General features: G+C 52.1%; 21 protein-coding genes. 7 read left to right on the top strand and 14 right to left on the bottom strand.

From position 1 onward, the window contains the following. Positions 1 to 75 precede the first annotated feature (75 nt). Together gldF and ACYVH9_RS12500 are read left to right on the top strand one after the other, a co-directional pair. Positions 76 to 804 (top strand): gliding motility-associated ABC transporter permease subunit GldF, encoded by a 729-nt coding sequence (gene gldF, locus ACYVH9_RS12505; protein WP_460636691.1) that lies wholly within the window; start codon positions 76 to 78, stop codon positions 802 to 804. A 1-nt stretch (position 805) separates the two neighbouring features. Continuing rightward, positions 806 to 1,153 carry a VanZ family protein gene (locus ACYVH9_RS12500; RefSeq protein WP_460636690.1) on the top strand — a complete coding sequence of 116 codons (348 nt, stop codon included), beginning with the start codon at positions 806 to 808 and terminating at the stop codon, positions 1,151 to 1,153. A 23-nt stretch (positions 1,154 to 1,176) separates the two neighbouring features. Here the strand turns inward: ACYVH9_RS12500 and ACYVH9_RS12495 are convergent, their stop codons facing one another. Next, on the bottom strand, positions 1,177 to 2,277 hold the full coding sequence (locus tag ACYVH9_RS12495; protein ID WP_460636689.1) for an alkaline phosphatase family protein: 1,101 nt from the start codon (positions 2,275 to 2,277) through the stop codon (positions 1,177 to 1,179). Between the two features lie 160 nt (positions 2,278 to 2,437). On the opposite strand from ACYVH9_RS12495, the gene ACYVH9_RS12490 reads away from it, so the two are divergent. Further along, positions 2,438 to 3,718 carry a Gfo/Idh/MocA family protein gene (locus tag ACYVH9_RS12490; RefSeq protein WP_460636688.1) on the top strand — a complete coding sequence of 427 codons (1,281 nt, stop codon included), beginning with the start codon at positions 2,438 to 2,440 and terminating at the stop codon, positions 3,716 to 3,718. A 17-nt stretch (positions 3,719 to 3,735) separates the two neighbouring features. On the opposite strand, the gene ACYVH9_RS12485 is transcribed toward ACYVH9_RS12490, so the two are convergent. From ACYVH9_RS12485 to ACYVH9_RS12455, 7 genes are all read right to left on the bottom strand, one after another. Next, the gene (locus ACYVH9_RS12485; RefSeq protein WP_460636687.1) at positions 3,736 to 5,052 is read right to left on the bottom strand and encodes a DUF4270 family protein; all 1,317 of its coding nucleotides are present in this window, start codon (positions 5,050 to 5,052) and stop codon (positions 3,736 to 3,738) included. Between the two features lie 71 nt (positions 5,053 to 5,123). Continuing rightward, positions 5,124 to 5,447 carry a DUF4907 domain-containing protein gene (locus ACYVH9_RS12480; protein WP_460636686.1) on the bottom strand — a complete coding sequence of 108 codons (324 nt, stop codon included), beginning with the start codon at positions 5,445 to 5,447 and terminating at the stop codon, positions 5,124 to 5,126. Between the two features lie 9 nt (positions 5,448 to 5,456). Beyond that, on the bottom strand, positions 5,457 to 6,509 hold the full coding sequence (locus ACYVH9_RS12475; RefSeq protein WP_460636685.1) for a Kelch repeat-containing protein: 1,053 nt from the start codon (positions 6,507 to 6,509) through the stop codon (positions 5,457 to 5,459). A gap of 97 nt (positions 6,510 to 6,606) precedes the next feature. Further along, positions 6,607 to 7,569 carry a hypothetical protein gene (locus tag ACYVH9_RS12470; RefSeq protein ID WP_460636684.1) on the bottom strand — a complete coding sequence of 321 codons (963 nt, stop codon included), beginning with the start codon at positions 7,567 to 7,569 and terminating at the stop codon, positions 6,607 to 6,609. A gap of 93 nt (positions 7,570 to 7,662) precedes the next feature. Then, positions 7,663 to 9,120 carry a S41 family peptidase gene (locus ACYVH9_RS12465; RefSeq protein ID WP_460636683.1) on the bottom strand — a complete coding sequence of 486 codons (1,458 nt, stop codon included), beginning with the start codon at positions 9,118 to 9,120 and terminating at the stop codon, positions 7,663 to 7,665. Between the two features lie 96 nt (positions 9,121 to 9,216). Further along, positions 9,217 to 10,035, bottom strand: coding sequence for a PepSY-like domain-containing protein (locus ACYVH9_RS12460; RefSeq protein ID WP_460636682.1), 819 nt, complete (start codon positions 10,033 to 10,035; stop codon positions 9,217 to 9,219). A 48-nt stretch (positions 10,036 to 10,083) separates the two neighbouring features. Then, positions 10,084 to 10,749, bottom strand: a complete 666-nt coding sequence (locus ACYVH9_RS12455) for a hypothetical protein (RefSeq protein WP_460636681.1) — start codon at positions 10,747 to 10,749, stop codon at positions 10,084 to 10,086. A 231-nt stretch (positions 10,750 to 10,980) separates the two neighbouring features. Here ACYVH9_RS12455 and ACYVH9_RS12450 point away from each other — a divergent pair, with 231 nt between their 5' ends. The 3 genes from ACYVH9_RS12450 to ACYVH9_RS12440 all read left to right on the top strand — a co-directional run bounded on the left by ACYVH9_RS12450 (position 10,981) and on the right by ACYVH9_RS12440 (position 13,608). Next, complete coding sequence (locus ACYVH9_RS12450; RefSeq protein WP_460636680.1) at positions 10,981 to 11,586, top strand: RNA polymerase sigma factor; 606 nt, start codon at positions 10,981 to 10,983, stop codon at positions 11,584 to 11,586. Beyond that, on the top strand, positions 11,576 to 13,117 hold the full coding sequence (locus ACYVH9_RS12445) for a hypothetical protein (protein ID WP_460636679.1): 1,542 nt from the start codon (positions 11,576 to 11,578) through the stop codon (positions 13,115 to 13,117). The genes ACYVH9_RS12450 and ACYVH9_RS12445 overlap by 11 nt, the downstream gene beginning before the upstream one ends. A gap of 71 nt (positions 13,118 to 13,188) precedes the next feature. Continuing rightward, entirely contained in the window at positions 13,189 to 13,608 is a 420-nt protein-coding gene (locus ACYVH9_RS12440) for a DoxX family protein (protein ID WP_460636678.1), read from the top strand. Positions 13,609 to 13,749: 141 nt separating this feature from the next. Here ACYVH9_RS12440 and ACYVH9_RS12435 read toward each other — a convergent pair whose 3' ends face one another. Next, positions 13,750 to 14,937 (bottom strand): esterase, encoded by a 1,188-nt coding sequence (locus tag ACYVH9_RS12435; RefSeq protein ID WP_460636677.1) that lies wholly within the window; start codon positions 14,935 to 14,937, stop codon positions 13,750 to 13,752. 86 nt (positions 14,938 to 15,023) lie between these two features. Here ACYVH9_RS12435 and ACYVH9_RS12430 point away from each other — a divergent pair, with 86 nt between their 5' ends. Then, a complete protein-coding gene (locus ACYVH9_RS12430; protein WP_460636676.1) occupies positions 15,024 to 15,788 on the top strand; it encodes an NUDIX hydrolase in 765 nt (254 codons plus the stop codon). 41 nt (positions 15,789 to 15,829) lie between these two features. On the opposite strand, the gene ACYVH9_RS12425 is transcribed toward ACYVH9_RS12430, so the two are convergent. From ACYVH9_RS12425 to ACYVH9_RS12405, 5 genes are all read right to left on the bottom strand, one after another. Next, positions 15,830 to 16,810, bottom strand: a complete 981-nt coding sequence (locus ACYVH9_RS12425) for a sugar phosphate isomerase/epimerase family protein (protein WP_460636675.1) — start codon at positions 16,808 to 16,810, stop codon at positions 15,830 to 15,832. Positions 16,811 to 16,830: 20 nt separating this feature from the next. Continuing rightward, complete coding sequence (locus tag ACYVH9_RS12420; RefSeq protein WP_460636674.1) at positions 16,831 to 19,647, bottom strand: PQQ-dependent sugar dehydrogenase; 2,817 nt, start codon at positions 19,645 to 19,647, stop codon at positions 16,831 to 16,833. A gap of 203 nt (positions 19,648 to 19,850) precedes the next feature. Continuing rightward, on the bottom strand, positions 19,851 to 20,504 hold the full coding sequence (locus ACYVH9_RS12415) for a YceI family protein (RefSeq protein WP_460636673.1): 654 nt from the start codon (positions 20,502 to 20,504) through the stop codon (positions 19,851 to 19,853). 91 nt (positions 20,505 to 20,595) lie between these two features. Beyond that, positions 20,596 to 23,304, bottom strand: a complete 2,709-nt coding sequence (locus ACYVH9_RS12410; RefSeq protein WP_460636672.1) for a TonB-dependent receptor — start codon at positions 23,302 to 23,304, stop codon at positions 20,596 to 20,598. Between the two features lie 170 nt (positions 23,305 to 23,474). Beyond that, positions 23,475 to 23,849, bottom strand: a complete 375-nt coding sequence (locus ACYVH9_RS12405; RefSeq protein ID WP_460636671.1) for a T9SS type A sorting domain-containing protein — start codon at positions 23,847 to 23,849, stop codon at positions 23,475 to 23,477. Positions 23,850 to 24,297 lie beyond the last annotated feature (448 nt).

Raw genomic sequence — 24,297 nt, 5'->3', positions numbered from 1 at the left:
TATGATGGAATGAAAAATGTCGTTTCATGAAGGTAGTCTTTTCTCTGCTGTCAAATTGTTTACGTCCAACTACCTATGTTTCCAGTCTTTCGGAAAGAAATCAACGGTTTTTTCAGCTCTCCGGTCGCTTACGTCATTATGGCGGTTTTTCTGACGGCGGTGGGGTTGATGGTTTGGGTGTTTCCGGATACAAGCCTGTTGGACTACGGGTATGCCGACCTGGGCGTTTTTTTTACTATGACTCCCTACGTCATGCTCTTTCTTATTCCGGCCATTACGATGCGTTCCATCGCCGAGGAAGTGCGGGGCGGTACGATTGAGTGGTTGCTCACCAAACCGTTGACCCGCTGGCAGCTGGTGTTGGCAAAATTTGTTGCCAACTGGCTTTTGGTGATCTTGTTATTGTTACCAACTTTAGTGTATTATTACGCTGTATATCAACTAGGAAACCCGCCGGGCAATGTAGATTCCGGTTCGGTTTTTGGTTCATACGTCGGACTGATTCTCTTGGGAGGAGTGTTTGTGGCCATTGGGCTATTTGCCTCCTCTATCAATGAGAATCAGGTAGTTGCTTTTGTGATTGGGGTTTTTCTTTGTTTTTTGCTTTACGTCGGAATTAGTTCCATTGCTGGTCTGGAGTTTTGGGGAACCGCTGCGTATTCGCTGACCTGGATTGCCCTCGACGAGCAATACCAGGCATTGGGCCGGGGTTTGATCGACTCCCGAAACGTACTTTACCTGTTAAGCGTTATCACCGTATTCTTGTTTTTGACCGAGTGGCGAATGACCGCCCTCACCCGCTGATATGCGACTGGATGTTTTGATCAAATGGGCCGCCATCGGCTGGACCATTGCCATTTTCATCGGCTGTGCCTGGCCCAGCGACTACCCCGCTCCGGATTTTACGGTGAACGATAAACTGATCCACGTCAGCATTTTCGGTCTGTGGGGCTTTCTGTGGGGTACGGTATCCCGCTCGCCAGTCCGCGTTTTTTTCCTTGGTGTGCTCTACGGTTTTTTGATCGAAATCTACCAACTCGTCATGCCCATCAACCGCAGCTTTGAATGGCTCGACCTGGCCGCAGATGCGGTCGGGATTGCTTTAGGGCTTGTGGCCAGTGTGGTGCTGACGCGCCTAATTTCCCGAGGCTAAACGGCTTTACTTCGAACGTCTTGTTACGGTTTCAAAACCGTCAGAACCGGTTTGCCAACGGGGTGTTCACATTGAAAATCCTGTCCCAGCAGCCGGGCGAGCGTTGATGCCAGTTGATTCTGGAATAAAACCGGGCCGCCGGTTTGTTCACCCGTCGGGGGCGTATCAGGGCCAATCACGGCAAACCACAGCTGGTACGAATCCGGGGTCTTGGTGCCGTGCCCTTTCCAGGTTGCTTTGGGGGTGTGTCCGCGCCCGTGATCGGTGGTAATGATCAGCGAAGTTTTTCCGGCATACTGCGGAATTTGCTGAATAGTTTTCCAGAGATCTGCCAGAAACCCATCGGCGGCATTGACCATGCGCAGGTCATCGGCGTAGCGCCCCGCGTGGGCCAGCCCGTCGGTTTCGTCAAACTGCATGAACAACACCCGGGGGCGGTTTTGCAACAGGTAATTCTTCGCTACAAAATACGTCAGAAAGTCGCTGCGAACGGTTTTGTCCCACACCTGCGGAGGAATGGTAGCCATCATACTATTGAGCAATGAATCCGTCGCGGTTTTGGGCTGCAAAATCGGCTCGTTGCCCGCATTGGCGTAAATACCGGTTTTCTTCTCGTTAACGGCTGCTTCAATCACATCCCAGGAAGAAAAAGCCGCAATTCGGCCTTTAAAATCGGGTTTGTTGTTCAGGAATTCGAGTACGGTTGTGTTCGGATTATCAATTTTGTCATTGGATTTGATGCGGTCGTCGGCGTATCCCGACAGAATTTCGTTGTAACCCGGATAACTGAACCAGAATGGGTTGGCGTTGTTGACTTTGCTGCCTTTCTGCCGATTGCCATACAACTGGCCGTGTTTGGCAACGGTATTCCAGAGAAAAGGAAACAGCCGTTGCCGTCGTTCCTGCACCGTTGCCGCCCAGAAAAACTGGCGGGCCGAAGCCGTGTCGGGCGAATAAAGCGGATCGAACAGCAACGTAGAATCAGCCCCGGAAAACACTTCCTGCCAACGGACACCGTCGAGCGTAACCAGAACAACGTTTTGCGTTTGTTGGGCCTGCGTGGGGAGCAGAGCACCAACCAAAAGGGCGAGAAGCAGCGAAAAGATTCGTAGCAATCGATTCATATGGTTTGGAAGGAAATTCGTAAGGGTGATGGAATTGTAAAATAACAAAAAGCCGGTAGGAGCTACGGTGTCGGTTCTGTTAATTTTTCGTGAAAAGTACAAAAGGATGCGTGCGAATATTTTGTACCTTGAAAATTAAATTCCTGACCTTTTAACTCTTATGAATCAATTGCTTAACCGACGGACTTTTCTGCGCCAAAGCGGGGTCGGAGCGCTCGGCCTGGCCCTGTATCCAACGGTTCGAAAAGTAGCACCGAGCGACCGGCTGCGCATCGCCCACATTGGCCTGGGTGGAATGGGCAACAACCACATGGGCTGGTTTGCCAAGCTCCCCGAAGTGGAAATTGCCGCCTTGTGTGATCTGGACCAGAATCATTTGAATAGTAGCCTGAAGCGATTGTCGGAGCTGAATCCCAACGCTAAAGCGCAGGGCTACGACGATTTTCGGCGGGTGCTGGACCGGAAAGACATTGACGCGATTACAGTGGCCACGCCCGACCATTGGCACGCTCAGATCGCCATGCTGGCTTTTCAGGCGGGGAAGGATGTTTACGGCGAAAAACCGCTGTCCTTCGACGTGCGGGAGGGACAGAAAATGCTGAAAAGTCTGAATCGTCACAAGCGGGTTTTTCAGCTCGGCACCCAGATTCATGCCGGTGATAATTACCACCGTGTGGTGGAGCTGATTCGGGGTGGTGCTATCGGTCAGGTACACACCGTTCGATTGTGGAAAACCGGTTTGCCGCCCGACCTGGGGCCAGCCAACTACCAGAGCCCACCGGATACCCTCAACTGGGATATGTGGCTGGGCCCTGCTCCCAAGTCGCTTTATACCCCTCAACGCTGCCATTTCACGTATCGGTACTTTCTGGATTACTCGGGTGGTGTATTTCAGGATTTCTGGAGCCACATCGCCGATATTGTCTGGTGGTCGGTTCAACCCAAAAACCTGAAGAGCATCAGTGCAACCGGGGAAGCGCCGGACGGCATTGCCGACACGCCCAAGTCGATTAGTATTGACTACGAATTTGAAAACTTAAAGCTGCACTGGACTTCCGTACCACCCAATGTTTCGGGAGCAGCCAAACGCGGCATCGGTGCTTATTTTGAAGGCGATAAAGGCACCTTGCTCTGCGACTATGGCTCCCGCGAAATAACCGTCAACGGCGTGGTGATGACGGATATTCCGGAGATTGCCCAAACCGTACCGCGTTCGCCCGGTCACCAGCAGAATTTTGTCGATGCCGTCAAATCCCGCTCGCAGCCCGAATCCAACCTGGAATACGCCCGACAGATGACCATGCCTATGCATTTGGGATTGATTTCGTACCGACTGGGCCGGAAACTGGCGTGGAATCCGAAAAAAGAAAAGTTTATTCACGACCGCGAAGCCAACTCGTATTTATCGAGGGAATACCGCAGCCAGTGGGATTTGATCTGACGGTTTTCTGAAAATCGTCAGGCATCCGAGGTAATGTACAATTTCAATTTGATGCGGTCAGTGGGGTTTTGCCGGTTACCGAGCACAGCCCGTTGCAACATGGTTTTCAGGGTTGCCTGATTGCTTGGCACCTTGAGCAGCATAGGTCGGTTGAGCGATTCGCCCCGCAGGACCTGGTTGATGTACTTTGTGATGTTGAATAGGTAAGCATCCTGCAATTCAATTTCATTAGGCAAATACGCGTAACTGGCTACCGCTGGCGACTCACCGGAAACAAAACCGGGCACCACTTCAACGGCTTCGTTCTGGCTATTGGTGAAATAAAGGCCCAGTTGAGCTGGTGGCGGAGCGTTATCGCGCAAATCACGGCGGATGGGTTCGATCTGCAATTCGGCCCGGTTCAGCCCCAGAAAACCCGGCGGTTTGATAAACTCGCTTAATGACGGTATTTCGAGTCGGGTATACAGCGACGCGCCGGGAACGACAAACGACGCATTTTCGGTTGTGCGGCTGGATACATTGTCGGTGGCCCGTTGCAACGGCTGTAACACGGTTCCGGTGCGGTTGTTAATTAACTGCGTAAACTGCCCGGCCAGAAAAGGAAAAAGCAGGTTAGCCGCTGTCTGGTTGATGTCATTCCCCCGGTAATACAATCGGATTCCTGAGTTGGACGAAGTCAGGTTGAACGCCAGAAAAACGTTTTGATTGGGCGAACTCAGGAACGCGAAGCCCTTCCAGTAATCGGCCAGTGTTTCAAGGCTGTTAATTTCCTTGCTGACCAGTTTGTCGTAAAAAGTCCGGGCCAGTACATCGGGAATCCGAATCCGGAGTTGGCGCTTTTCGCCCCTGAACTGCGGGAGAAAAGATTTCTGAGTCAGTGGCTGGTTCTGGTAGGCTACCGACTGCGTGTTGTAATGAACGGCTCCGGCATTGAGGGATTTCTGAAGCTGGTGAATCTGAAGCGTAAACGGGCTGAGCGTGTCGCCCACAGAATAGGCATAATCCAGCTCCAGCACCAGCGAGTCAAAGCGAATGCCCTTCTGGTCGGCCAGATCGTGGGTTATGTACGACAGCGACGCGAAACTGTGGGCCTGCATTACGCCGGTCTGCGCATCGGTCCAGCGCCCAACCAGCACGCTGCTATCGGATGACGTAATGAACGAGTCTGGCACCATCACAGTCGACAGGTTGACGGTGACCGTATCGATGTACTGAATTTGCATTTCATCGGGCTTGATGAGGTTTTGCCCGGCATCTAAATCGCCAGTCATACAGGCCGACAGCAGTATAAGGCCGGCCAGTAGGGGGAGCGCAAAGCGCAAAAAGGTTTGCATAAGACAATAGGAGAACGGTCCTGAATCCCCGTGAGGATTCAGGATGAGTAAGCGAAAGCACGAAAAATCAGTTAGCGAATGGGAACGCCGAGCTGCGACAATTCTGATGAACTGAGGGTAGGAGGAAACTGCCCGAGCCGTAGCTTGGCAACGACCCGTTCGCCCACCCGCCGGGCCAAATCCTCCCTGGGAAAGCCCCGTTGACCCGCCTGGCCCGGTACGGCTGGCTGGTGAATAACGGTTTTCCCGTCCAGTACAACCTGATAGCCCCAGCCGGTTGGCGTAGCGATGGTTTGCAGTTCGTACGACGGTTTTGAACGAAATAAGCTATAGGCCGTCACGGCAGCTAATCCCAGCAACAGGATGGAAAACGACTGAATCTGTCTCCGTTTCATGATGGTCATTTAGTTACTGTCGAGGTCCTGGCTAACGTTGGGGTCATATTCCCACAAATCGTCGAACCGTCCAGAACCGCTGCTGCCTGTGGTGACATACCCTTTTCCGTTGATGGAAAATCCGAAAGCGTATTGTCGGGATGAACCTTCGAAGGTTCCCTGCTCGTACCAGTCGTCAGTAGCGGGGTCATACACCCAGACCGCCGTGGTGCCGTCGCCCAGCGTTACATAACCGCGCGATCCGATCGAAAAGCCAACGCCGTAACTGCGTTGTACGAGTTCATCGCTGTCGAATTTTTTCTTCTCGATCCACAGATCCTGCTCTGCGTCGTACGCCCAGAAGTCTTTTTCGGCCGACCCGTTGTTGTTGCCAGTGCCGACGTAAGCGAGCCCGTCGATGACAAACGAGATGGCACCCAACCGTTTAGCGCCACCGTAACTGGCTATTTTCTGCCATTCATCCTTCGTCGGATCATAGGACCAAAAGTCTTTCAGGTAATTTCCATCGAAGCCGGTGCCCACGTACCCCTTGTTGCCGAGGGCAAAAGACACGGCGTTGCGCCGGGCAGTTCCGCCAAAGTCGGCGATGCGCTTCCAGGTGTTGGCTGCCGGATCGTATTCCCAGAAATCCTTTAACCGTTCACTGTTGGCGTTGAGTCCCGTGCCCAGGTATCCTTTTGCGCCGACGGCAAAACCGACGGCGGTGTTCCGGGCTTCTCCGCCGAAATCGGCCAGTTGGGTCCAGGTATTACGGGCCGGATCGTACGCCCAGAAATCTTTTAACCGATCGTTGTCGGCATTGCTGCCCGTACCCATGTAGGCCATGTTGTTGAGCACAAAACCCGCGACGGCGTTGCGGGCAACACCCTCAAAATCGGAACGCCGACGCCAGTCGCCCAGCACGGAAACTGCATCTTCGCTTTTGCAACTGACCAGCACGCTGCTCCACAAGCCCCAGATCAAGGCGTAACCCAATGCCGTGAGAAGGACAGAACGACGGGTTCGGGCAAAGAACCGTGGTGAAGATTCAGGATGTAGCAGGCGTTGAAATAAACGTTTCATAAAAAAGGGGAAAGTTAGTAAACAGGAAAACCCATTACCGACCCGGCAACGGTGGGAAATTGTCTTTATTGGCTTAATTGAAACTGCATGGAATGCTTCATAAACTCCTTTGACGGAGGGGTTTGGCCGGGGCCGGCCGGTTGCCGCGCAAATTGAAAATGCCCGGCATTTTTCGAAGGTCATAGCGGAGGGCGTAGACATACCGCAACGATACGCCTACGCTCCAGCCCCGGCCATCCCCTTGCAAGACTGCCGTTTGTGGTTCTCCACTATTCACTCGGTACTCCAGGTTGGTTGTTAAGGAACTGCCTATTCCCCAGAACTTTCGGGCAAACAGGCTTAAATCGGCGCGCCCACCGATTTTGATCGTGTATTCTGCCGCAAATTCGGCCATGCCGCTGAAGGTCGGACTTTGCCGGGTTTCGCCCATAATCTCCACGGTGTCGATCTGGATGCGGCCCGGCTGCCGGTAGCCTCCGCCGTAACCGTTGTAGCTATAACCTTCTACCAGGAAGCGGCTCATTGACTTGCCATTGTTCGGGATCAGCCAGGCCCCGGCACTGAGCCATAGACCCGATTTGCCGGGTTTTTTACCAAATTTCATTAGTCGTTTGCCCCGCAACAGGAAGCCGTGTTTATTGTTTTCAAACCGCAAATCGAGCGCGTTGGCCTCCTCGCCGACAAGCAGCGTGTTGTGAATCGGGGAGTGGGCATATCCGCTTTCCACCGCCCAGCGTTCATGACCAATCCAGCCAATGAGCGCACTCCATCCCGTTTTGGTGGTGGCCTGTGTGCTGATCAAACCGTTGAACGTTTGACTAAGCTGACTCGCGTCGGTGCGGAAAAAACCGTCGACGGCCACGTACCAACGCTCCTCTATATACGCTTCGCCGTAGCGAGCTACCAACTGCGTCAATTCGGTTCGGCGGCTGCGCGCCGAGTGGTCATGTAAACTCACCCCGGATATATCGTTTAGTGGACGGTAGTAGTCGGTGATTCCCTGCGCGATGGCCGGATAAACCGCCACGCAAAGCCAGAGAGTGGTCAGAACGGTTTTCATGGCGGAAGAGCCAGCTTAGAGGTGTTGCGTATCGGAAACCAGGTGAATAAGTGATTCCTGATGGTGATAATGAGTTGCGGTGCTAAGCGGTTTTCATTGCCCCACCTTGATAGTTTTAACGTTTGACAGGCTTTTGATCATGCGACCTCCTCCGGCCTTCCGCTGAATGGACGAGCCCAGCGCGGGAAGCGGATTGGTGACAACAGCCCGCCGGGCGACACGATTGCCGGTGATCTGGAACAGGGCTTCGTTCATCAGCGCTTCGTTTACGTCGCCGAGCGGTTGCAGAGTTAGCGGTTCTTCCACTTCAATGGTCGGTTTGAACCCTGCCGAGTAATCGGATTGGCCCTGGCTGTTGAACGATTTGAACACAATGGGCTGCATTCCCCACTTGATCTTACCCGAATCGTCCACAATCGTGATGGACCCCACATTTTTTCCGTAGGTAGTTGTGCCGATGGTCGTAACGGTCATGTAAGGGCGCAACCCATTGATGATCAGCTCGCTGGAGGAAGCGGTTCCGTCGGTTGTCAGGACAAAAACTCGTTGCAGGTTACTGCCAATATTCTGCGATTTGTTCAGGAAGCGTTGCACGAAGAAATCATCACCGTAGGCTTGCTTGAGATAAGGCGTCAGTGTTGAGTTCCATTCTTCCCGAAAATAGACTTTACTGTTGTCGATGTTTTTGCCAACCAGGCTGGCCAGGTTGGCGGAGGAGGATGTGTAACCGCCTGGATTATACCGCAAATCCAGAATCAACTCGTTAACACCTTTAGCTTTGAAATCGCTGAAAATGGCATCGACCTGGTTATCGTATTCCGTGCCGTTGCTGTTGTTCGGAGCTGGAACAAATTGATTATAAACCAGGTAGCCTACGGTTTTTCCGCCCACGCTGTACACCGAGTCCATAAATACCGGATTGGCCTGGAAAACCGTTGCCGTAACGGACCGGGTCGTTTCCGTGTCAACGAGGGCATTGTTCTGCACCTGGGCCAGTCCGAACGAAAACGTCGTAGCGCCCGAATACAGCAGCGAAGCGTAATTGCTGGTGGTAATTGACTGGCCGTTGACCTTGCTAATGATATCGCCCCGTTTGAAACCTGCCAGAGCCGCTGGGGAGTTGGGCAAAACATAGAGCACTTGCGCAATGACGTTGGTGGACCCCTGTGACCGCAAATAAAGCATAAATTCCAGGCCGGTGGTGGTTGATTCGCCACTCAGCGAAGCCGACAGGGTGTTGGCGTTTTCTTCAATCCACGAAAACCGGTCGCCGTCAGGGCGGGCGGTGGCATCGTACGAATACAGGAGGGATTCAAAAAAGTCGGAGGGGGCCAGTGTCATGTCCGGGTTGGCCGGGATTTTATCGTTCCAGTAATAATACTCCCGCATGTTTTCCAGAATCCAGTTATTGACGGTCTGGTTCTCCGACGATGTCGTGGTTGTGGTCGTTGGTTCAACGATGTCGGTTTCCTTTTTGCAGGCCGACAGCAGCCAAACCGACAGCAGTGCCAGGCTCAACCAGGCGCTTTTAGAGCCAAATGTGTGTGTCATAGGTTTTTCAGGTTGTACTCACAAATCTCTTCATCCAAACACGCATGATAGCTTCCCCGACCAAACGGATCTAGACGGGGAAGAAAGAAGAACGTATCAGTGCCGTTGTTTCAGCACTTGCTTAAAGGTGCCATCGGTCGCAAAAAGTAGCGTTACGGGTTTGCCATCGCTTGTTTTTAGCCAGACGATCCACTCGCCAACCTCGTTTTTGGCGGCCTCTTTGATGGTTGATCCGGTGTGCTGCTGGGAAATGTACGTTGTTACCGATGCCGGAAGGTCAGCTACAGGCACATTAGTAAATTTGCCGTGCAGCGGTTTAGAAATTTCCCGGTTAAATGTTCCATCCGTATTGAACAGCAAGGTTTTCGCCTTTTCGCTCACCACCACCATCACGAGGTACCCCCGGGCACTGTCTTTGGCTGCAGCTTTCAGTTCGGCTCCGGCATAATTGGCGTTGATATACTCGGTGATGGCGGTTGGCAGGTCAGCCACGGAAATGGTTTCCAGCTGACTTTTCTTACCCGGTCCTTTGCCACGCGGACCGCCGGGGCGACCTTTCCCATCTTTCAGCGCAACCTCCTCGTTGAAACTTCCGTCGGCGTTGAACACCAAGGCTTTCACCTCGACATTCTGCGTGATGGCTACCCAGAAATTACCAGTATCGTCTTTGGCGGCATACTCAACGGTGGCACCCGAGTAGGTTCCAGTTATGTAACTAGTAACGGCTGCGGGGAGTTCGTTAACATCGATTTTGGTGAACTTCTTCCGGAAAAAAAAGCCGGAACTATCGGAAGCTAATCGGGCGGTACTGTTCACCGCAGCATCCGCATCGGGCGAAACCGTTTGCTGGGTTTGGTTACAACCATAGAAGCCCGCGGCCAGGGCAATCAGCGCAGTTAGAAAGGCATTTTTCATGAGTTTTAGTTGGGTGTTACTAATAGGTTGGTAGTGTAAAATCCTGAGTTAAAAGTCCTGTTTTAGAGGACCGGGAGTGGTGCTGGGTTCGGTACGGTAAAAATCGTAGAGTTGTCGGCCAATGAGTTCGTGGCTGATGGCGTTCAGCCGTTCGCGGTCACCCGTGATGAAAAATTCTTCGCGGGAATCGATCAGCGCCTGGACGTCAAACACCCGAAAGCCTCGAATACGTCCTTCATGCTTGAGAAGGTCGCTCCCTCTTCGACGCAGCCAGTTGCTGACCGGTTCCCGGTGCGGAAAAGGGGTCAGCAGAATAACCCGTTCTCGGTGTAGCCGCAGTGTTTTCAAAATCAGGGCGACATTTTCCTGCATTTCACGCAGCGGGCGGATGCCCCCCAGCCACGACTGAATGCGTAACTTCCACGCGGCTGCGTGTTCCAGGGTTCGTTCGCCGGGCGTAGGCCGGAGCACCAGCCGGGCATCGCGCAGATGACGGTTGGCCACCTGCAACATGATCAGATCATACCGCCGGAGCGGTACCCGGTGTAATACGTCCGCGATAGTGTACAACGCCATTGGCGCGTGATACGTCACTACTACTTCCTGCCCTCCACGTTCCAGTTGTTGCACGAACTGATCGATATAGCTTTGTCGGGAATTCAAACCCGCGTCGTAATGAAGACTATCCGCAATGACTAACAAATGCATTTTCATTGCTTTAGAATTTCAGATTCGGTGCCGGAACACCACGGCTCCGGGTAAAGCCGTGGTGTTTCCGACGGTATAATTGCCATTACGCCCGGAGCATGGGTTCCGTTGCAGTGTTGTCGAAAAAAAATCCGAAATTCAGGAAGTGAAAAAAAGTAGTTAGCTTCTGCAACACTTGCTTCACTTTCAACGTATGGGTTCAATATGAGGGAATTGTTTACTTAAATCGTTACGGCCTTGTTCTTTCGAAAGCGCCCTTCCTTCGCGGAAAACGATATAGATAGTGTGATTGAAGCCTGCCGCAACCATGACGCGCAGGCTCAACGGGTGTTATTTAAAAAGTTTTACAGTTACTCCAAAAGTATTTGCTTGCGGTATTCGGCGACTTCGGAGGAGGCAGAGGAAGTGTTGAACGAGAGTTTTCTGAAGGTGTTCCAGCGGTTGCATCAATACGATGCTACGCACCCATTTAAGGCCTGGTTGCGGTCAATTCTGATCAATACGGCCATCAGTTATTACCGCAAATATCACAAACTGGACATGAATTCGTTGGAGTCCGGGCAGGATGTGCCGTTCGAAGACGATGTGGTTGACCGCATTTCGGCCGACGAAATACTGGCGTTGGTTCAGCAACTACCACCGGCGTACCGTACGGTTTTTTCGATGCATGTAGTTGACGGCTACAGCCTTCGGGAAATTGCCGAAGTGCTGCAAAGCAATGAAGCCACGATCCGTTCGCATTTTTTACGGTCGCGGCAACGTTTGCAGCTGGCTATTCGCTCTGCGTATCCTCATCTCTTTCCATCCGACCCCGCGATTCCTATTCGTTACTATGAAAACTGATAAATTTGAGGAATCTATACGAAAAAAGCTGGAGGATCTAGATCCTCCATTCCAGGAGAACAATTGGTTGCAACTCCGGTCTTTTCTGCGTCGTAACGGTGTGCCGTCTATTGGCATGACAACCACGCAATGGCTGGTACCGATGCTAAGTGCTGCGTCGGTAGCCGGGCTGCTCATCCTGGCGGTGTGGCAATACCGGACTAATCAGACGCTGACACAAACCGTGCAGACGCTGACGGATTCGGTGACCCTACTGCAGCAGGTTCCGTTGGAGGCTCCTGTGGCGGTAGCACCCAAAACCGATACGGTTTACATCACGCGGGAGGTGATGGTGCCGAAGCTGATCCCTGCTTCGCCCCCATACCAGCCGGATGAGCGCACCACGGTGGAGCAGTCGGCGACCGAAACGCCCGAAACCATCCGGCGCGAGCAGGAATTCGTGGGTGAGCCAGCGCGATTGCCAAAAACAAATGGTAACCGCTACACCGAACGGGGCGTTCTGGAAAACCGTAACAACTCGACTGAATCTGGCCGGAGAACAACGGAACGCGAATCGTTGGAACAACCGTCTGCGTCAGCAGGCGATCCGTCAACACCGGCGGGTGATCGCGGCAACCGTACCGACGAACGGCGGTATTCGGGTCGTCAGAAACCCAACGGTTTTGAGCCAAACCAGTCGCTTGGTATAAGAGGCTCATCAACAGATTCCGACAACTCAAGTGGAACTGCTGCGGATCCAGGATCGACAAACGCCATTTCGTGGGAACCGGTGTTGCTTCGGAAACCGACGTTCGATTCCAGTTATTATGCCGAAAATTACCAGCGTCGCATACGCCGAATTCGATTGTTGCCCACGTCTTCGGGAGCAAATGCCAGTGCAATTGCGAAAGCCGCAGCCCCTGCTCAGCAACCTGCTATTGAGAATCCGGCACCAGTGGTTCGTTTCCGGATCGGGGCCGGTGGCGAACTGGCGGGTGGACAGTCCGGTTTTGGACTGTCCGGCGAAGTGCTGTTGGGGGAGCACCTGATTGTTGGTCTGGGCGTAACGCGTCTGAGTCATTCCGGTGATGTGTTTTTGAGTGATTTGCAATATTTTCAGAAACGGAAATCTGATTTTCGACGGGATTACCTGGGCAAAGTGCCGGTTGATCCGCGAATTGAGATTCGCAACATTACGCAGCGAGCCAAATCCTGGCAATTGCCGTTGACAGTGGCTTACCGGTTACCACTCGGGAATTCATTCTCAATTCTGCCCACGGCGGGAGTGAGTTTGGGGCTGGGCGTTCTGGAGGAAATTACCTATGCACACCGCAAAGCCGTTGGGTATCCAGATTTTTTTCAGCGAACACTCAACGAAAAATGCCCCCCCAATTTGTACAATAGCTGGACGGCCAGCCTTGGGCTTGAGAAGCAGGTCGAACACTGGGGCGTTCAGATTACCCCGTATTTATCGAGTCCGTTGCTGAGTACACGCCATTCGCTGAATCAAACCACGGCCGGGGTTCGGATGCGGATTCTGTATCAGTTTTAACGAGTTAGCTTCCCGATCGTAAAACAAGAGTTGTAGAAAGGTCGTTTAGTCTTAAACTATCCGACCTTTCTATGAAACCACTCTTCGGTGCAAAAGCCAGCCCATCGGCGGTGCATGGCGCTCTACTTGTTTTACGAATTGGTGTTTCAGCGTTAATGCTGACGCACGGCTGGATGAAAGTCAATAAATTACTGACGGGCGACATGGCCTTCGGTGATCCGATCGGTATTGGAAGCACACCATCGCTGATTTTGTCGACGCTGGCCGAATTTCTCGGCTCTCTCTTTTTAATCGTTGGTTTTCAGACCCGCGCTTCAGCGGTCGTTCTGATGATCAATATGCTGGTGATCACTTTTTTTGCGCATGGAAGTGACCCGTTCGGAAAGAAAGAAATGCCGCTTTTGTATTTTCTGATTTATTTAACCCTCTTTTTTGTTGGTCCCGGAAAGCATTCGATTGATGGCCGGACGGACAAAACGTGGCCCGGATGAGCCGGTATGACCAGATAGGAAAACGGCAAGATAATACTATGATTTTATACCGAAGCCGGATTCAATCCGGCTTCGGTGTTTCTGAGAGGGAAGAACGGTTTAGAAATCTCTTCAGCTCGTTCAAAACCGTCATTGAATCTATTATTTCTGTTGCCACAGGTTGGGTAATAGCCTGTAATACAGCAAGTGACGCCAGGTGGCCCAGTCGTGTGCACCGTCGCCCCCCACGTAGTAATCGTGTTTGATGTTGTGCTTTTGCAGGGCCTCATGCAGTGCAACGGTTCGCCGACCAATGGTGCTCACCTCGCCAGTGCCCTGGCCAACGAGCAGGTAGTCTACCTTTTTGTTGATGGCCGGATCATTCAGGAATTTTGCGCTGGATTGTTCGGTATTCAAATCGCCGGAACTCAGACAACCGAAGGAACTGAACAAATCCAGGCAGTTGAACCCAACCAGTTGCGTATGCCGTCCGCCCATCGACAAACCCGCTAGTGCCCGGCCTTTGGGTTGAGTCAGGGCACTGTAATTTTTATCGATAAAAGGGACAATGTGTTGACGAAGTTCTTCTTCAAAAAGCTTGAAAGTCAGTTCGGTATGCCTGGGGTCGCTGCGGTGAAGCACCTGGTTGTTGGGCATGGCAATAATCATCGGTACAGCTTTTTTTTCCGCAATGAGATTGTCGGCAATGAAATTCGCCCGCCCGTCCAGCGCCCAGGTGGAAGCCAGTTCGCCACTACCGCCAAGCAGGTATAATACCGGGTATTTTTTCTTTGGATTATAACCCGGAGGGGTATAAACATACAGTTCGCGTTCGCCATTCAGAACCTCGGAATGGTAAATATGCCGGGTTACGGTTCCGTGTGGGACGGGTTGAGCGTCGTAGTAGGCCGGTTCATGGCCGTGTACAACAAGCTGACTGTAACCCGGTTGGTCAGAAAAACCGGTGAACGTGTTATTGGGGTCAACTACCGTGACCCCGTCGACAATGAATTTGTAGACATAGATGTCCGGTTTTACGGGGCCAACCGTTAACGTCCAAAGCGAATCATTGTCTTTTTGAAATGGAATTGGTTTATTGGCCTTGAGAGCCAGCAGGATGGGGCCACCCGTTAGCAGAACTTCCCGGGCCTGAGGAGCCTTTAGACGAAATGTAACCATCTGGTTATCTGTCACCTCGGGCGAGATGACATTGGCTCCGAACGGATTCAGGTTCTGGGTATTCTTGTGCGGATTCCAGTCCAGATTAACGTGGGCCTGCTGGGCACGGGAGGAAAGTGCCGGGGTTAGGAAAAATAAAATCAGCACGAATCGAATAAATGTTGCTTTCATAACAAGAAGAGGCTCAAAGGGAGTGGATTAAAGTTAAAGACTGAATATGTAAGAAATACATACAGGTTCTATTTTATTTTTTACCAATGAATTACAAAAAACAACTGGAAGAATTCTTTGCTGAAGCCGATGAAAAATGCCTTCCGGGCCTTTCCATTGACTGTGTTATTTTTGGTTTTTCCAACAATCAATTGAAGGTGTTGCTGTTACGCTGGAAACAAACGGAGGAGTGGGGCTTGCCGGGTGGGTTTGTTTATAAAGACGAATCGGTTGACGTGGCGGCCCAGCGTATCCTGAAGGAGCGAACCGGCATCAACGAACTATTTTTGCAGCAGTTTCACACTTTCGGAGGAAACTTACGGTACAATCGGGATGAGATAAGCAAGAAATTACACTGGCCCGACAATTCGACGCGCCGGTGGCCCAATCGAACGGTTTCGATCGGTTATTTTGCCCTGGTTGATTTTTCCAAAGTGACGCCTACCGCCGACTTTCTGACGGATGAATGCCGCTGGTGGGAAGTGGATAGTCTTCCCGCCCTGCTTTTTGATCACAATAAAATAATTGAAGTGGCGCTTAAAACGCTGCGGGTCCAGCTAAGCTGGCAGCCAGTCGGGTATAATTTGCTGCCCGAAAAGTTTACCATGCCCGAGTTGCAGCGGCTGTACGAGACCATTCTGAACCGCCCGCTGGACCCCCGAAATTTCTCTAAAAAAATGCGGGCGCTCGGCATCATTGAGAAGCTGGAAGAACAGCGCCGGGGTGGAGCCTTCAAATCGCCGTATTTATTCCGGTTTAATCAGGAGAAATACAAAAAAGCGCTGGAGGAAGGGGATCTGGCATTTAGTTAAAGAGCCACCGAAAGCAACGATCTGCTTTCGGTGGCTCCCGGTCAGGCCAGTATGTTGGCCAGATGCCGGTAACTGGTCGTGACGTTGTCGATACCGACCGCACCATCCTGTTCAATAAAGTAATACTTCAGCCCGGCAGTTTGGGCGGCCGTAAATATTTTCTTGAAATCAACGACGCCGTTTCCGACTTCCGTAATGGTTTTCAGGTCCTGCTTAATGTCCTTGATGTGCCAGAGCGGAAACCGCCCCGGTTGTTCCCTGAACAACGCAATGGGATCTTTCCCGGCTTTGGTGGCCCAGGCCAGATCCAGTTCCATCTTCACCAGTTCCTTATCGGTCTGGGAAAGAATGAGTTCGTACGGTGTTTTGGACCCCTCAACCGGATCGAATTCCGTGGCGTGGTTGTGGTAGGCAAAACCAATTCCGGCTTTTTTACAGGCTTCTCCGGTTTTTTGAAATACCTCAATGGATTTGTTGATCTCGTCCAGTGTACCGACGGGCGTGCTGGCGCAGACGAGGTAGCTCAAACCACCTTCGGCTGCTTCGTCTACCAACTGCTGGTAGTTGTCGCGCAGGTTAGGACGTTTGGCCATGGCGGCCATCAGCGCCCGGCGGTCTTCGTTTATTGGGGCCGCTCCACCCGTTGGCGGGGTTGCCCCTACCGGTGCACCACCCACATTGGGAGGAATGCGCATCCGGAACGGTGCACCTCCGGCGTGGTGTGCCCGCCATTTCATCCCTAAATCCTCAACGACGGTTTTGAATTCCCGGGCTTTAAACCCGTAATAGCCTTCTTTCAGCCCGCCGGCGGTTTCGATTTCCTTGTAACCAATGGCGGCTACTTTCTGCAAGGTGCCTTTCGGGTCTTCGGCCATTAGTTTGGTGAGTGTATACAACTGCAAACCGATAGGCGCCGGAGCCAACAAACCGGTTGGCGATTCGGAACGGGCAAAACTGGATAGCCAGAGGCTGCTCAGAGCCAGCGCACCAGAATGTTTGAGAAAGTCGCGTCGGGAAGTCATAGGAGATGAAGGTGTAACGGTTATTTCTTTGCCTGATTAAATCTAACAGCCGACAGCGATAGCAAAGGTTCGATGGGCTTGGCCTGATCGTTTTTGAATACCAGGTAGACATCATGGACGCCATTGGTTTCTTTTAGATCGATTTTCGGATAAACCGGTCCGCGGGGCGCTGTGGTTGCGTTTGTTCCACCCGCATTCTGAATCGACGTTGCGGTGGGAGCAGCCCGGGGCTGGGCTACTTCGACGTTGGTTTGCCCGATCAATGCGCCCGTCGGCGAATCCAGCCGAATTTCGATGTTACCTCCAACGGAGCCTTCGCGCTTCTGAGCTGCGGCTACCAGTTCAAGTTGTTTGATGTCGGTCAGGTCCAGTTTTTGGTAGCCGATATAGCCGTTGGAGAACGCCATCAGACTCACCCCGCTGGCCATGCCCCGCGCTTTGATATCAACTCCTTTGGCTATCTCAGCATCGGCCGGACTCAACTCCGGATTTCGCAGAATAATCTGACTTTCCGAGGTCTGGGCCGGAATAGCTTTGACGGGGCGATCGGTGTAAGCCGCCCGCACCAGCACCGAGCCTTTGCCATTGTCGCCTTCCGGAACTTTAACGGTATAGCTGCCCTGAACCGGCAGAGTGCTCAGCGTTTTTTCGGTACTGTTCAGAATGTATTTCACGATAGCGGCAGCGTCGGCTACTGGCATGGCTGGGTGAGCAGGCATGGCCACTTCGCCCCAGACACCCCCTCCGCCGTTGATGATTTTCTTCACCAACTGAGTGGCGGCTTCGTTCTTCCCTTTATACCGGTTTGCGATATCGTGGAATGACGGCCCGACGGATTTGGAGGCAACCTGGTGGCAGACTTTGCAATCGCTTTGCCCGATGAGCGTCTGGGCCACGGCAAACTGCGTCGAGGCATCCACACTGCGTTGACTTTGAATGACTTCGGCGTAGTCAAAGCCTTGGGCCGTGTAATCGATGCTCACGGCTACTCGCGCGGGATTGATTTGTCCCGGAGCCGCGTTCGATTCGCCAAGGCTGCCATCTTCCTTGTCCTTTACCCGAACGGCATACTGAATCGGTTTATCGGGGAAGAAGAAACTCTTGTTGCCTGCAATGTTGACAGAAACAACGGGTGGCTCGTTTCCAGCGATGATTTTAACGGCCTGGCTGTTGCTGGCACCTTTTGGATCGCTGACCGTCAAAGTGGCTGTGTAAACACCTGCTTTGTCGAACGAAACCGTTGGATTAGCGGTCGTAAACGTCCGGGTGGCTCCACCGGGCATACTGACTTTCCAGACGTACTTCAACGCATCGCCATCGAAATCTTTCGTGCCTTCCGACGACAAGGTCGTTTTAAAAGGCACCGTTCCGCCTTTCTGGCTGGCCGACGCCTGAACAATTGGTTTCCGATTTCCACCGTTGTATTCCAGCCGTACCAGTCGGGAATTATCGCTTTTGCGGAACCAGTTGCTGCCGTATTCCAAAACGTACATATCGCCATCCGGCCCAAACTTCATATCAATCGGTTCTACCGGTCGGTAGCTGGGCAGCACGCGCTCCATTGATTTATAGTCGCCGTTTTCGTCCATCGTAATGGCCATGATCCATCCCCGCGAAAAGTCGGTAGTAATCCATTTGCCTTCGTAATACGCGGGCCACGGGCGTTTCGGATTTTTGAAATCGGCGCGGTGATAAACCGGCCCGCCGGTTGCCGAACGCGAGCCGCTACCCACCAACGGGAATTTCTCGGAAACGCCGTAGGGGTAGTAAATGAAATTAGGCGCTACCGGCGGCAGTTCTGTCAGACCCGTATTGTTGGGCGAGTTGTTGACCGGCTTTTTGGGGTCTTTTTTGTCCAGCGGTTTGTTATTGGCATAGTCATAAACCGGAAAGGCCTGATTGTCACCCACAAACCAGGGCCAACCGAAATTGCCGGGCTTACGGGCCTGGTTCATTTCGTCGTAACCGCGCGGACCAATTTCGGTATCTTCGTTGGCGTCCGGGCCGACTTCCCCCCAATAAATAAAACCGGTTTTGCTGTCGATGGAAATCCGCCAGGGGTTGCGGTGGCCCATCGAGTAAATTTCCGGGCGGGTTTTGGCGGTTCCTTTGGGGTACAAGTTTCCCTCAGGAATGGTATACGAACCATCGGGTTCAGGATGAATGCGCAGGATTTTGCCACGTAGGTCGTTGGTGTTGCCGGCGTGTCCCTGATCATCCCAGCTGGCGCGGCCGGGACGTTCGTCGGTCTGGGCCGCCTGTTGGTTACCCGTATTGTTACCAACGGTCAGGTAAAGGTTGCCGGCTTTGTCCCAGGTCATCCCCCCGCCGGTATGGCAGCAGACTTCGCGTTGGGTGGTCACCTCAAGCATGACTTTTTTGGAGCTTTCGACGAGCTTGTCATCAACCAGATCCCAGCGAGCCAGCAGGTGTTTTTTCTCGGTGGGGTGTGCGTAATAAAGATAAACCCAGTGATTTTTATCAAAATTAGGGTCCAGCGAAAGCCCCATCAATCCTTCCTCGGCTTCGCGCGACACGCCCTCGGCGTTGGTGTATTTGGTGTTGACCGGAATGGTCGAAATCAGGCTGACGGTTTTGGTCGCCGGATCGTACTTTTTGAAGTCACCTTTGCGCTCGACGATGTAAACCGAGCCGTTGTTGGCCACCTCGAATACCATCGGTTCGTCCAGCCCTTCGGCAACGACGACCGGCGTAAACCGGCTTTCGTCCGGTTTTTGGTCTTTAGGATTGTCCTGTCGGGTAAACGATGCCAGCCCCAGCAGCAGCGTTGCGTTGAGCAACATCGAAAAGGATTTGGGTAGAAATTGTCCAGGCATTATAAAAGTGTGAAAGAGCAGTTTAAGTACCGATTTACGTAAAAAAGTCATTCCTTGTTACAAAAGCATCTCATTTTCATCAGCTACTAGTAAATGAAAACCGCAAATGCAATGAAACAGGGAATGACTTTGGGAAGTAGGCAAAAAGACCAAAACCACACCTATCCGATTTTAAAAACCAGACTGATGTGAGCAAGGCATGCTTACATCGGTTTCGATTTCTTACCGACCAGTTTCAAATCAAGGCTAAAGGTATCTTCGATGATTTTATCAGCCGCCGTACCAATCACCGCTGCCCGGTATTTAATGTCGTAATCCAGCCGATTCACCGTCAGTTTGGCCGCTGCTTCTACATTGTCGCCGTCCAGTTTGACCGTAGCCGGGAACGTAATTGGCTTCGTCGTTCCTTTGATCATCAGGTCGCCCGTAACAGTGTAGTTGGGTTGGCCAGCAGAGGCCCCAGAAATAGGCGCTATTTTGGTGATTTTAAAGCTCGCCGTCGGGTTTTTGTCGACCGCAAAAAAATCGTCATTTTTCAGGTGGGTTACCACGCGTTCGCTTCCTTTGTTCTCGCTGATGGTCGTCATATCGGCGGTAAAGTTGCCTGATGTCAATTTTTTGCCATCAAAAACAAATTCACCTTTTGATAATTTGATAGTACCGGTATGTTCACCGCCTACTTTCTTGGCATTCCAGACGAGCGTACTCTGTTCGGTATCAACAGCATACGTAACCGGTTTTGCAACCACAGTAGCGGAACGTTTGCCGGGGCCATTGGCGCCCGCAACTAAAGCCAGCGGAGTTGATGCCAGCAAAACGACGGCTAAAAATCCGGCAACAAAAGGATTGGTTTTCATAAATAGAGAGGTTGGTTTACGTGAACGGTTTTAGAAGGTCAGGAAACAGGCTTACCGAACTCAGCCGGTAAGCCTGAAGGAATAGTCAGGGTTATTTTTGCCGCGGACGACCACCGCCCTGGTTACCGCCAGCGGGCGCAGTTTGTTGTTGTCCGCCACCGCTGTTGTCATCACCACCGCTCTTCTGGTCGTCGTTGCTGATGGATTTTCTCCGGCGGCCGATGCTGAAACCAGAGCCGTCCATGCTCATTTTACCCAATCGGTACGAGAAGTTCACACGAACCCCAGCATTGTACATGCTGTTGATGCTGCGTTGTGAGACCAGCGGGGAGGTGGTTTCGGAACGAATCCGGAATGGATGGTTGAAAAAGTTCTCCGCGCCGATGCCGATGCTGCCGCGTTTGTTGTTGAAATCTTTTTTGACGCCCAGGTTGTAAAAGGCAAAACTGCCCTGGTAGCCCTGCAAATTGATCTGGCGTCCGCGGCCACCGCCGAAGCCCTGAATACCCCAGCCGTTTTTCAGCGTGACGCTCGTAAACAACCGGCCACCCAGCACCCAGCCCGAATTAGAAGCTCCGTAGAGCGCGCTGTTGTTGTTATTGGTCAGGAAAGTGTGGTAAAGGTCGAAACCTCCCCCTAACTGCCAGATCGAGAACAGCGTTACATTGGTGAAGAAATTCATCCCGTAGGCTCGCTCGGTTCCAATGTTCTGCGTAGTGGTACTGACTACAGTTTGGAAGTTGGGATTGAGTTCGGTGCCGATGTTGCGGGTCATGGTATCCCGTATGCTCGTGATCGAATTGTCTGTAAACCGTGCGAACAAGGTAGCATTCATGTAAAACTTCTTTACCTGACCACTGAGCCCCAATTCAACATTGTCGGTGAATTCCGGGGCCAGGTTCGGGTTTCCCTGGCTGATGTTGAGCGGGTTGGCGGCATTGATGTTGGGGTTCAGCGATTGAATCCCCGGGCGTTGAATCCGGCGGTTGTAGGCCAGCTTAATGATTTTGCCGCCTTTGATGCCTTTCGAAATGTTGACGCTCGGGACAAATACCCCGTAGTCCGGGATGTCTCTTACGTTGCCGGTTGGCTGTTCGCTATTGTTCTCAAAACGTGCGTTGATGAAGGTATATTCGTAACGGCCCCCGGCTTTCAGCGTCCATTTGGTTTTGGTCGACAGGGTGTAGGCGGCATAAAGTGCCGTGATATTCTGGTCGTAGTTCAAACCGTTGGAGGGTTGAATGGGACTCAGTTCGTAGTTTTCGTTGTCGCCAACAGTGGTGTAAAACTGGTAGTCGCTGTTCATTTTCCGGAAAATTCCTTTCCCCCCGAACTCCAGCAATTGGTTGCGTTTGATCGGCGTCTGGTAGTCAATTTGCAGCGTTGACTCCTGGTTGTAGCTCAGGTTGTCGTTGCGCTGACGGCCCGTAATGGTGTGCATGTCGGTGCCGTTGAGCAGTTCCGTTACAAAGTTGTTGGTGTTGTTGTTACGGCTATATAATCCCAGAACGCTCAATTCCTGGTTGGTTTTGTAGGTTTTTGTGTAGCTGACGTTGGCATCCACCGTACCCGACAGGTTTTTGGTTTCAACGTTACGTCCCGAGCGGGTCGACAGCAGGTTAATGTAGGACAGGGTTTGCAGATTGTCCTGGAAATTGATCATGTTCCGCAATCCGTAACGCACGCTGGCCGACAAAGACGTGTTCTTATCGATGTCGTAATCCCAGCCAAACTGATAGTTTCCGAACATGCCGCGTTGCCGGGTATCGGCCGACTGAAGGGTCGTGGTAGTACCGGTGGGGCTAATTGTCGTCTGTGTATTGTTGAAAGCTCCCCGAACATTATACATAGCCCGGCCAAAACCACCGAGGTTGAAACCCATTTTTCCCTGCCGGTAGCTGGCGTTGAGGTTCAGGTTTGAGCTTCGGTTACCGGTGCCCACGTCCATATTCAGGGTGGCGCCCTGGAGGGTGTTCTTTTTGGTAACGATATTGATGATCCCGGCAGAACCTTCGGCGTCGTATTTAGCCGAGGGGCTGGTGATGACTTCCACTGACTTGATCATGTCGGCCGGAATTTGCTTCAGGGCGTCGGCTACGCTGCTGGCAATGATGGTCGACGGTTTGTTGTTGATCAAGACCCGGACGTTGCTGCTTCCACGCAGGGTAACGTTTCCATCCAGGTCGACGCTCAGCATGGGCACTTTCCGCATGATGTCGGCCGCATCACCGCCTTTGGAGGTAATGTCTTTTTCAGCGTTGTACACCAGCCGGTCAACTTTCTCCTCGATCAGAGCGGCCTGTCCGGTCACAACAACCTCGTTCAGGGTGCGGACATCCTGTGATAATTTTATAACACCGACGTTGATATCCGATCCTTTTTCGATTTTGATAACGTTGGAGGTTTTGTTCTGATAGCCCAGGAACGAATACTGGAGTTTGTATTCACCCGGTGCAAGGCGCGTCAGGTTGAATTTTCCTTTTCCGTCGGCGGTGGTGCCGTCGATGGGTTTACCGGTTTTTACATCAATCAGAGCAACGGTCGCAAATTCAACGGGTGCGTTGGTGGTAGAATCCATCAAAAAACCGTTGATCTTACCATTTCCGCGCGGTTTATCATCGTCGGCGGTGCCGGGAATAAATGTTTTTTCCTGCTGGTCTCCACGCTGGCCGGGTTGACCCATACGACCAGGGCCCCCAAAACCGCCACCGGGTCTGCCTCCGCCTGGAAACTGGGCTAATGCCTGGACTCCTGCCAGGCTGATTATCAATAAGATTAGTGAGAAGGAAAACTTGTGCATGAGTGAGAATACAGAATGCAATGAAGCTACAAAACAATCATGACGCAGGCACTTCAGAAAACGGAATAGACTAAAGGGTCGGGAACATCGCCGGATGGCGTCTTTTTACCGATGAATCTAATCCGTTTCCGGCTCGGCCACCGACCCTCAGCTCCGTGGCCGAGCGAGAATTAGCTAACAGAAATCGTACGGTACACAGCGGGGGTGGGCACGTTGGTCGAAATGTTGACCTCCTGCGTCTGGGTGCTGGCACCGTCGGTAACAACAACGTGGTAAACCCCGTCGGACAGCGCGCTGATGTCAAAGCGGGTACGCAATGCTTTTTCGTTTTTCGTTACTTTTTGCGTAGCCTGTACAATGCCAGCTTGATCGACGAGCCGGATGATCACATTGGAGCCTTGCGGGTTTTCGATGATCACATCCAGTTTCATGGTGGAAGGAAACGCGATCACGGACGAATGAAACGGCGTTTTTTCGGCGGCAAAACTGGCGGACGATACGCTGATACAGACAGCGAACAGGAGCGAAGCGAGTGTGGTTTTCATGGCAATCTCTGCTTTAATTAAAGTGGTTTGTTGATGAAGGCTGCTCTTGGCAGATTGAACGATACAAAGGAATTAAAGCAAAATCAGTCCGCAAAATCCAATATACCAGTGCGTTAGGAAAGTCGATCAACCCCCGGATTTGATCGATTAAGGTCGAAATAGAACGGTTTTTGGGACCGTGGTGCGTGTAAAAGGCGATGATAGGCAAAAATGGGCTGTTTGTCGGGATAAGCGGCCAATTTGTCGATTCTACAGAATGATTACAGAATTGACTCGTATGATTGTAAATCAATTGATACAGACACCGCTTCAAATAGCTACCCAGTTGATTCCGACAACGGGCACGGCTTACAAGATATATTATTAATAGAGATGGTAGTTGGACAACCTGATTTCGCTTGGAATCAGGTTGTTTTGTCTTTTTCGCGGAAAATCTTCAACTTGGGAG

This window comes from Larkinella harenae (genome assembly GCF_054780515.1).
Note: the sequence above shows the minus strand (reverse complement) of the source record. Positions and strands in the feature narration are given on the sequence as shown.

What these genes read in the sequence shown, in the direction of transcription:
- gldF (WP_460636691.1), top strand. Translation starts at nt 76, where the DNA reads ATGTTTCCAGTCTTTCGGAAAGAAATCAACGGTTTTTTCAGCTCTCCG.
- ACYVH9_RS12500 (WP_460636690.1), top strand. Translation starts at nt 806, where the DNA reads ATGCGACTGGATGTTTTGATCAAATGGGCCGCCATCGGCTGGACCATT.
- ACYVH9_RS12495 (WP_460636689.1), bottom strand. Translation starts at nt 2,277, where the DNA reads ATGAATCGATTGCTACGAATCTTTTCGCTGCTTCTCGCCCTTTTGGTT.
- ACYVH9_RS12490 (WP_460636688.1), top strand. Translation starts at nt 2,438, where the DNA reads ATGAATCAATTGCTTAACCGACGGACTTTTCTGCGCCAAAGCGGGGTC.
- ACYVH9_RS12485 (WP_460636687.1), bottom strand. Translation starts at nt 5,052, where the DNA reads ATGCAAACCTTTTTGCGCTTTGCGCTCCCCCTACTGGCCGGCCTTATA.
- ACYVH9_RS12480 (WP_460636686.1), bottom strand. Translation starts at nt 5,447, where the DNA reads ATGAAACGGAGACAGATTCAGTCGTTTTCCATCCTGTTGCTGGGATTA.
- ACYVH9_RS12475 (WP_460636685.1), bottom strand. Translation starts at nt 6,509, where the DNA reads ATGAAACGTTTATTTCAACGCCTGCTACATCCTGAATCTTCACCACGG.
- ACYVH9_RS12470 (WP_460636684.1), bottom strand. Translation starts at nt 7,569, where the DNA reads ATGAAAACCGTTCTGACCACTCTCTGGCTTTGCGTGGCGGTTTATCCG.
- ACYVH9_RS12465 (WP_460636683.1), bottom strand. Translation starts at nt 9,120, where the DNA reads ATGACACACACATTTGGCTCTAAAAGCGCCTGGTTGAGCCTGGCACTG.
- ACYVH9_RS12460 (WP_460636682.1), bottom strand. Translation starts at nt 10,035, where the DNA reads ATGAAAAATGCCTTTCTAACTGCGCTGATTGCCCTGGCCGCGGGCTTC.
- ACYVH9_RS12455 (WP_460636681.1), bottom strand. Translation starts at nt 10,749, where the DNA reads ATGAAAATGCATTTGTTAGTCATTGCGGATAGTCTTCATTACGACGCG.
- ACYVH9_RS12445 (WP_460636679.1), top strand. Translation starts at nt 11,576, where the DNA reads ATGAAAACTGATAAATTTGAGGAATCTATACGAAAAAAGCTGGAGGAT.
- ACYVH9_RS12440 (WP_460636678.1), top strand. Translation starts at nt 13,189, where the DNA reads ATGAAACCACTCTTCGGTGCAAAAGCCAGCCCATCGGCGGTGCATGGC.
- ACYVH9_RS12435 (WP_460636677.1), bottom strand. Translation starts at nt 14,937, where the DNA reads ATGAAAGCAACATTTATTCGATTCGTGCTGATTTTATTTTTCCTAACC.
- ACYVH9_RS12430 (WP_460636676.1), top strand. Translation starts at nt 15,024, where the DNA reads ATGAATTACAAAAAACAACTGGAAGAATTCTTTGCTGAAGCCGATGAA.
- ACYVH9_RS12425 (WP_460636675.1), bottom strand. Translation starts at nt 16,810, where the DNA reads ATGACTTCCCGACGCGACTTTCTCAAACATTCTGGTGCGCTGGCTCTG.
- ACYVH9_RS12420 (WP_460636674.1), bottom strand. Translation starts at nt 19,647, where the DNA reads ATGCCTGGACAATTTCTACCCAAATCCTTTTCGATGTTGCTCAACGCA.
- ACYVH9_RS12415 (WP_460636673.1), bottom strand. Translation starts at nt 20,504, where the DNA reads ATGAAAACCAATCCTTTTGTTGCCGGATTTTTAGCCGTCGTTTTGCTG.
- ACYVH9_RS12410 (WP_460636672.1), bottom strand. Translation starts at nt 23,304, where the DNA reads ATGCACAAGTTTTCCTTCTCACTAATCTTATTGATAATCAGCCTGGCA.
- ACYVH9_RS12405 (WP_460636671.1), bottom strand. Translation starts at nt 23,849, where the DNA reads ATGAAAACCACACTCGCTTCGCTCCTGTTCGCTGTCTGTATCAGCGTA.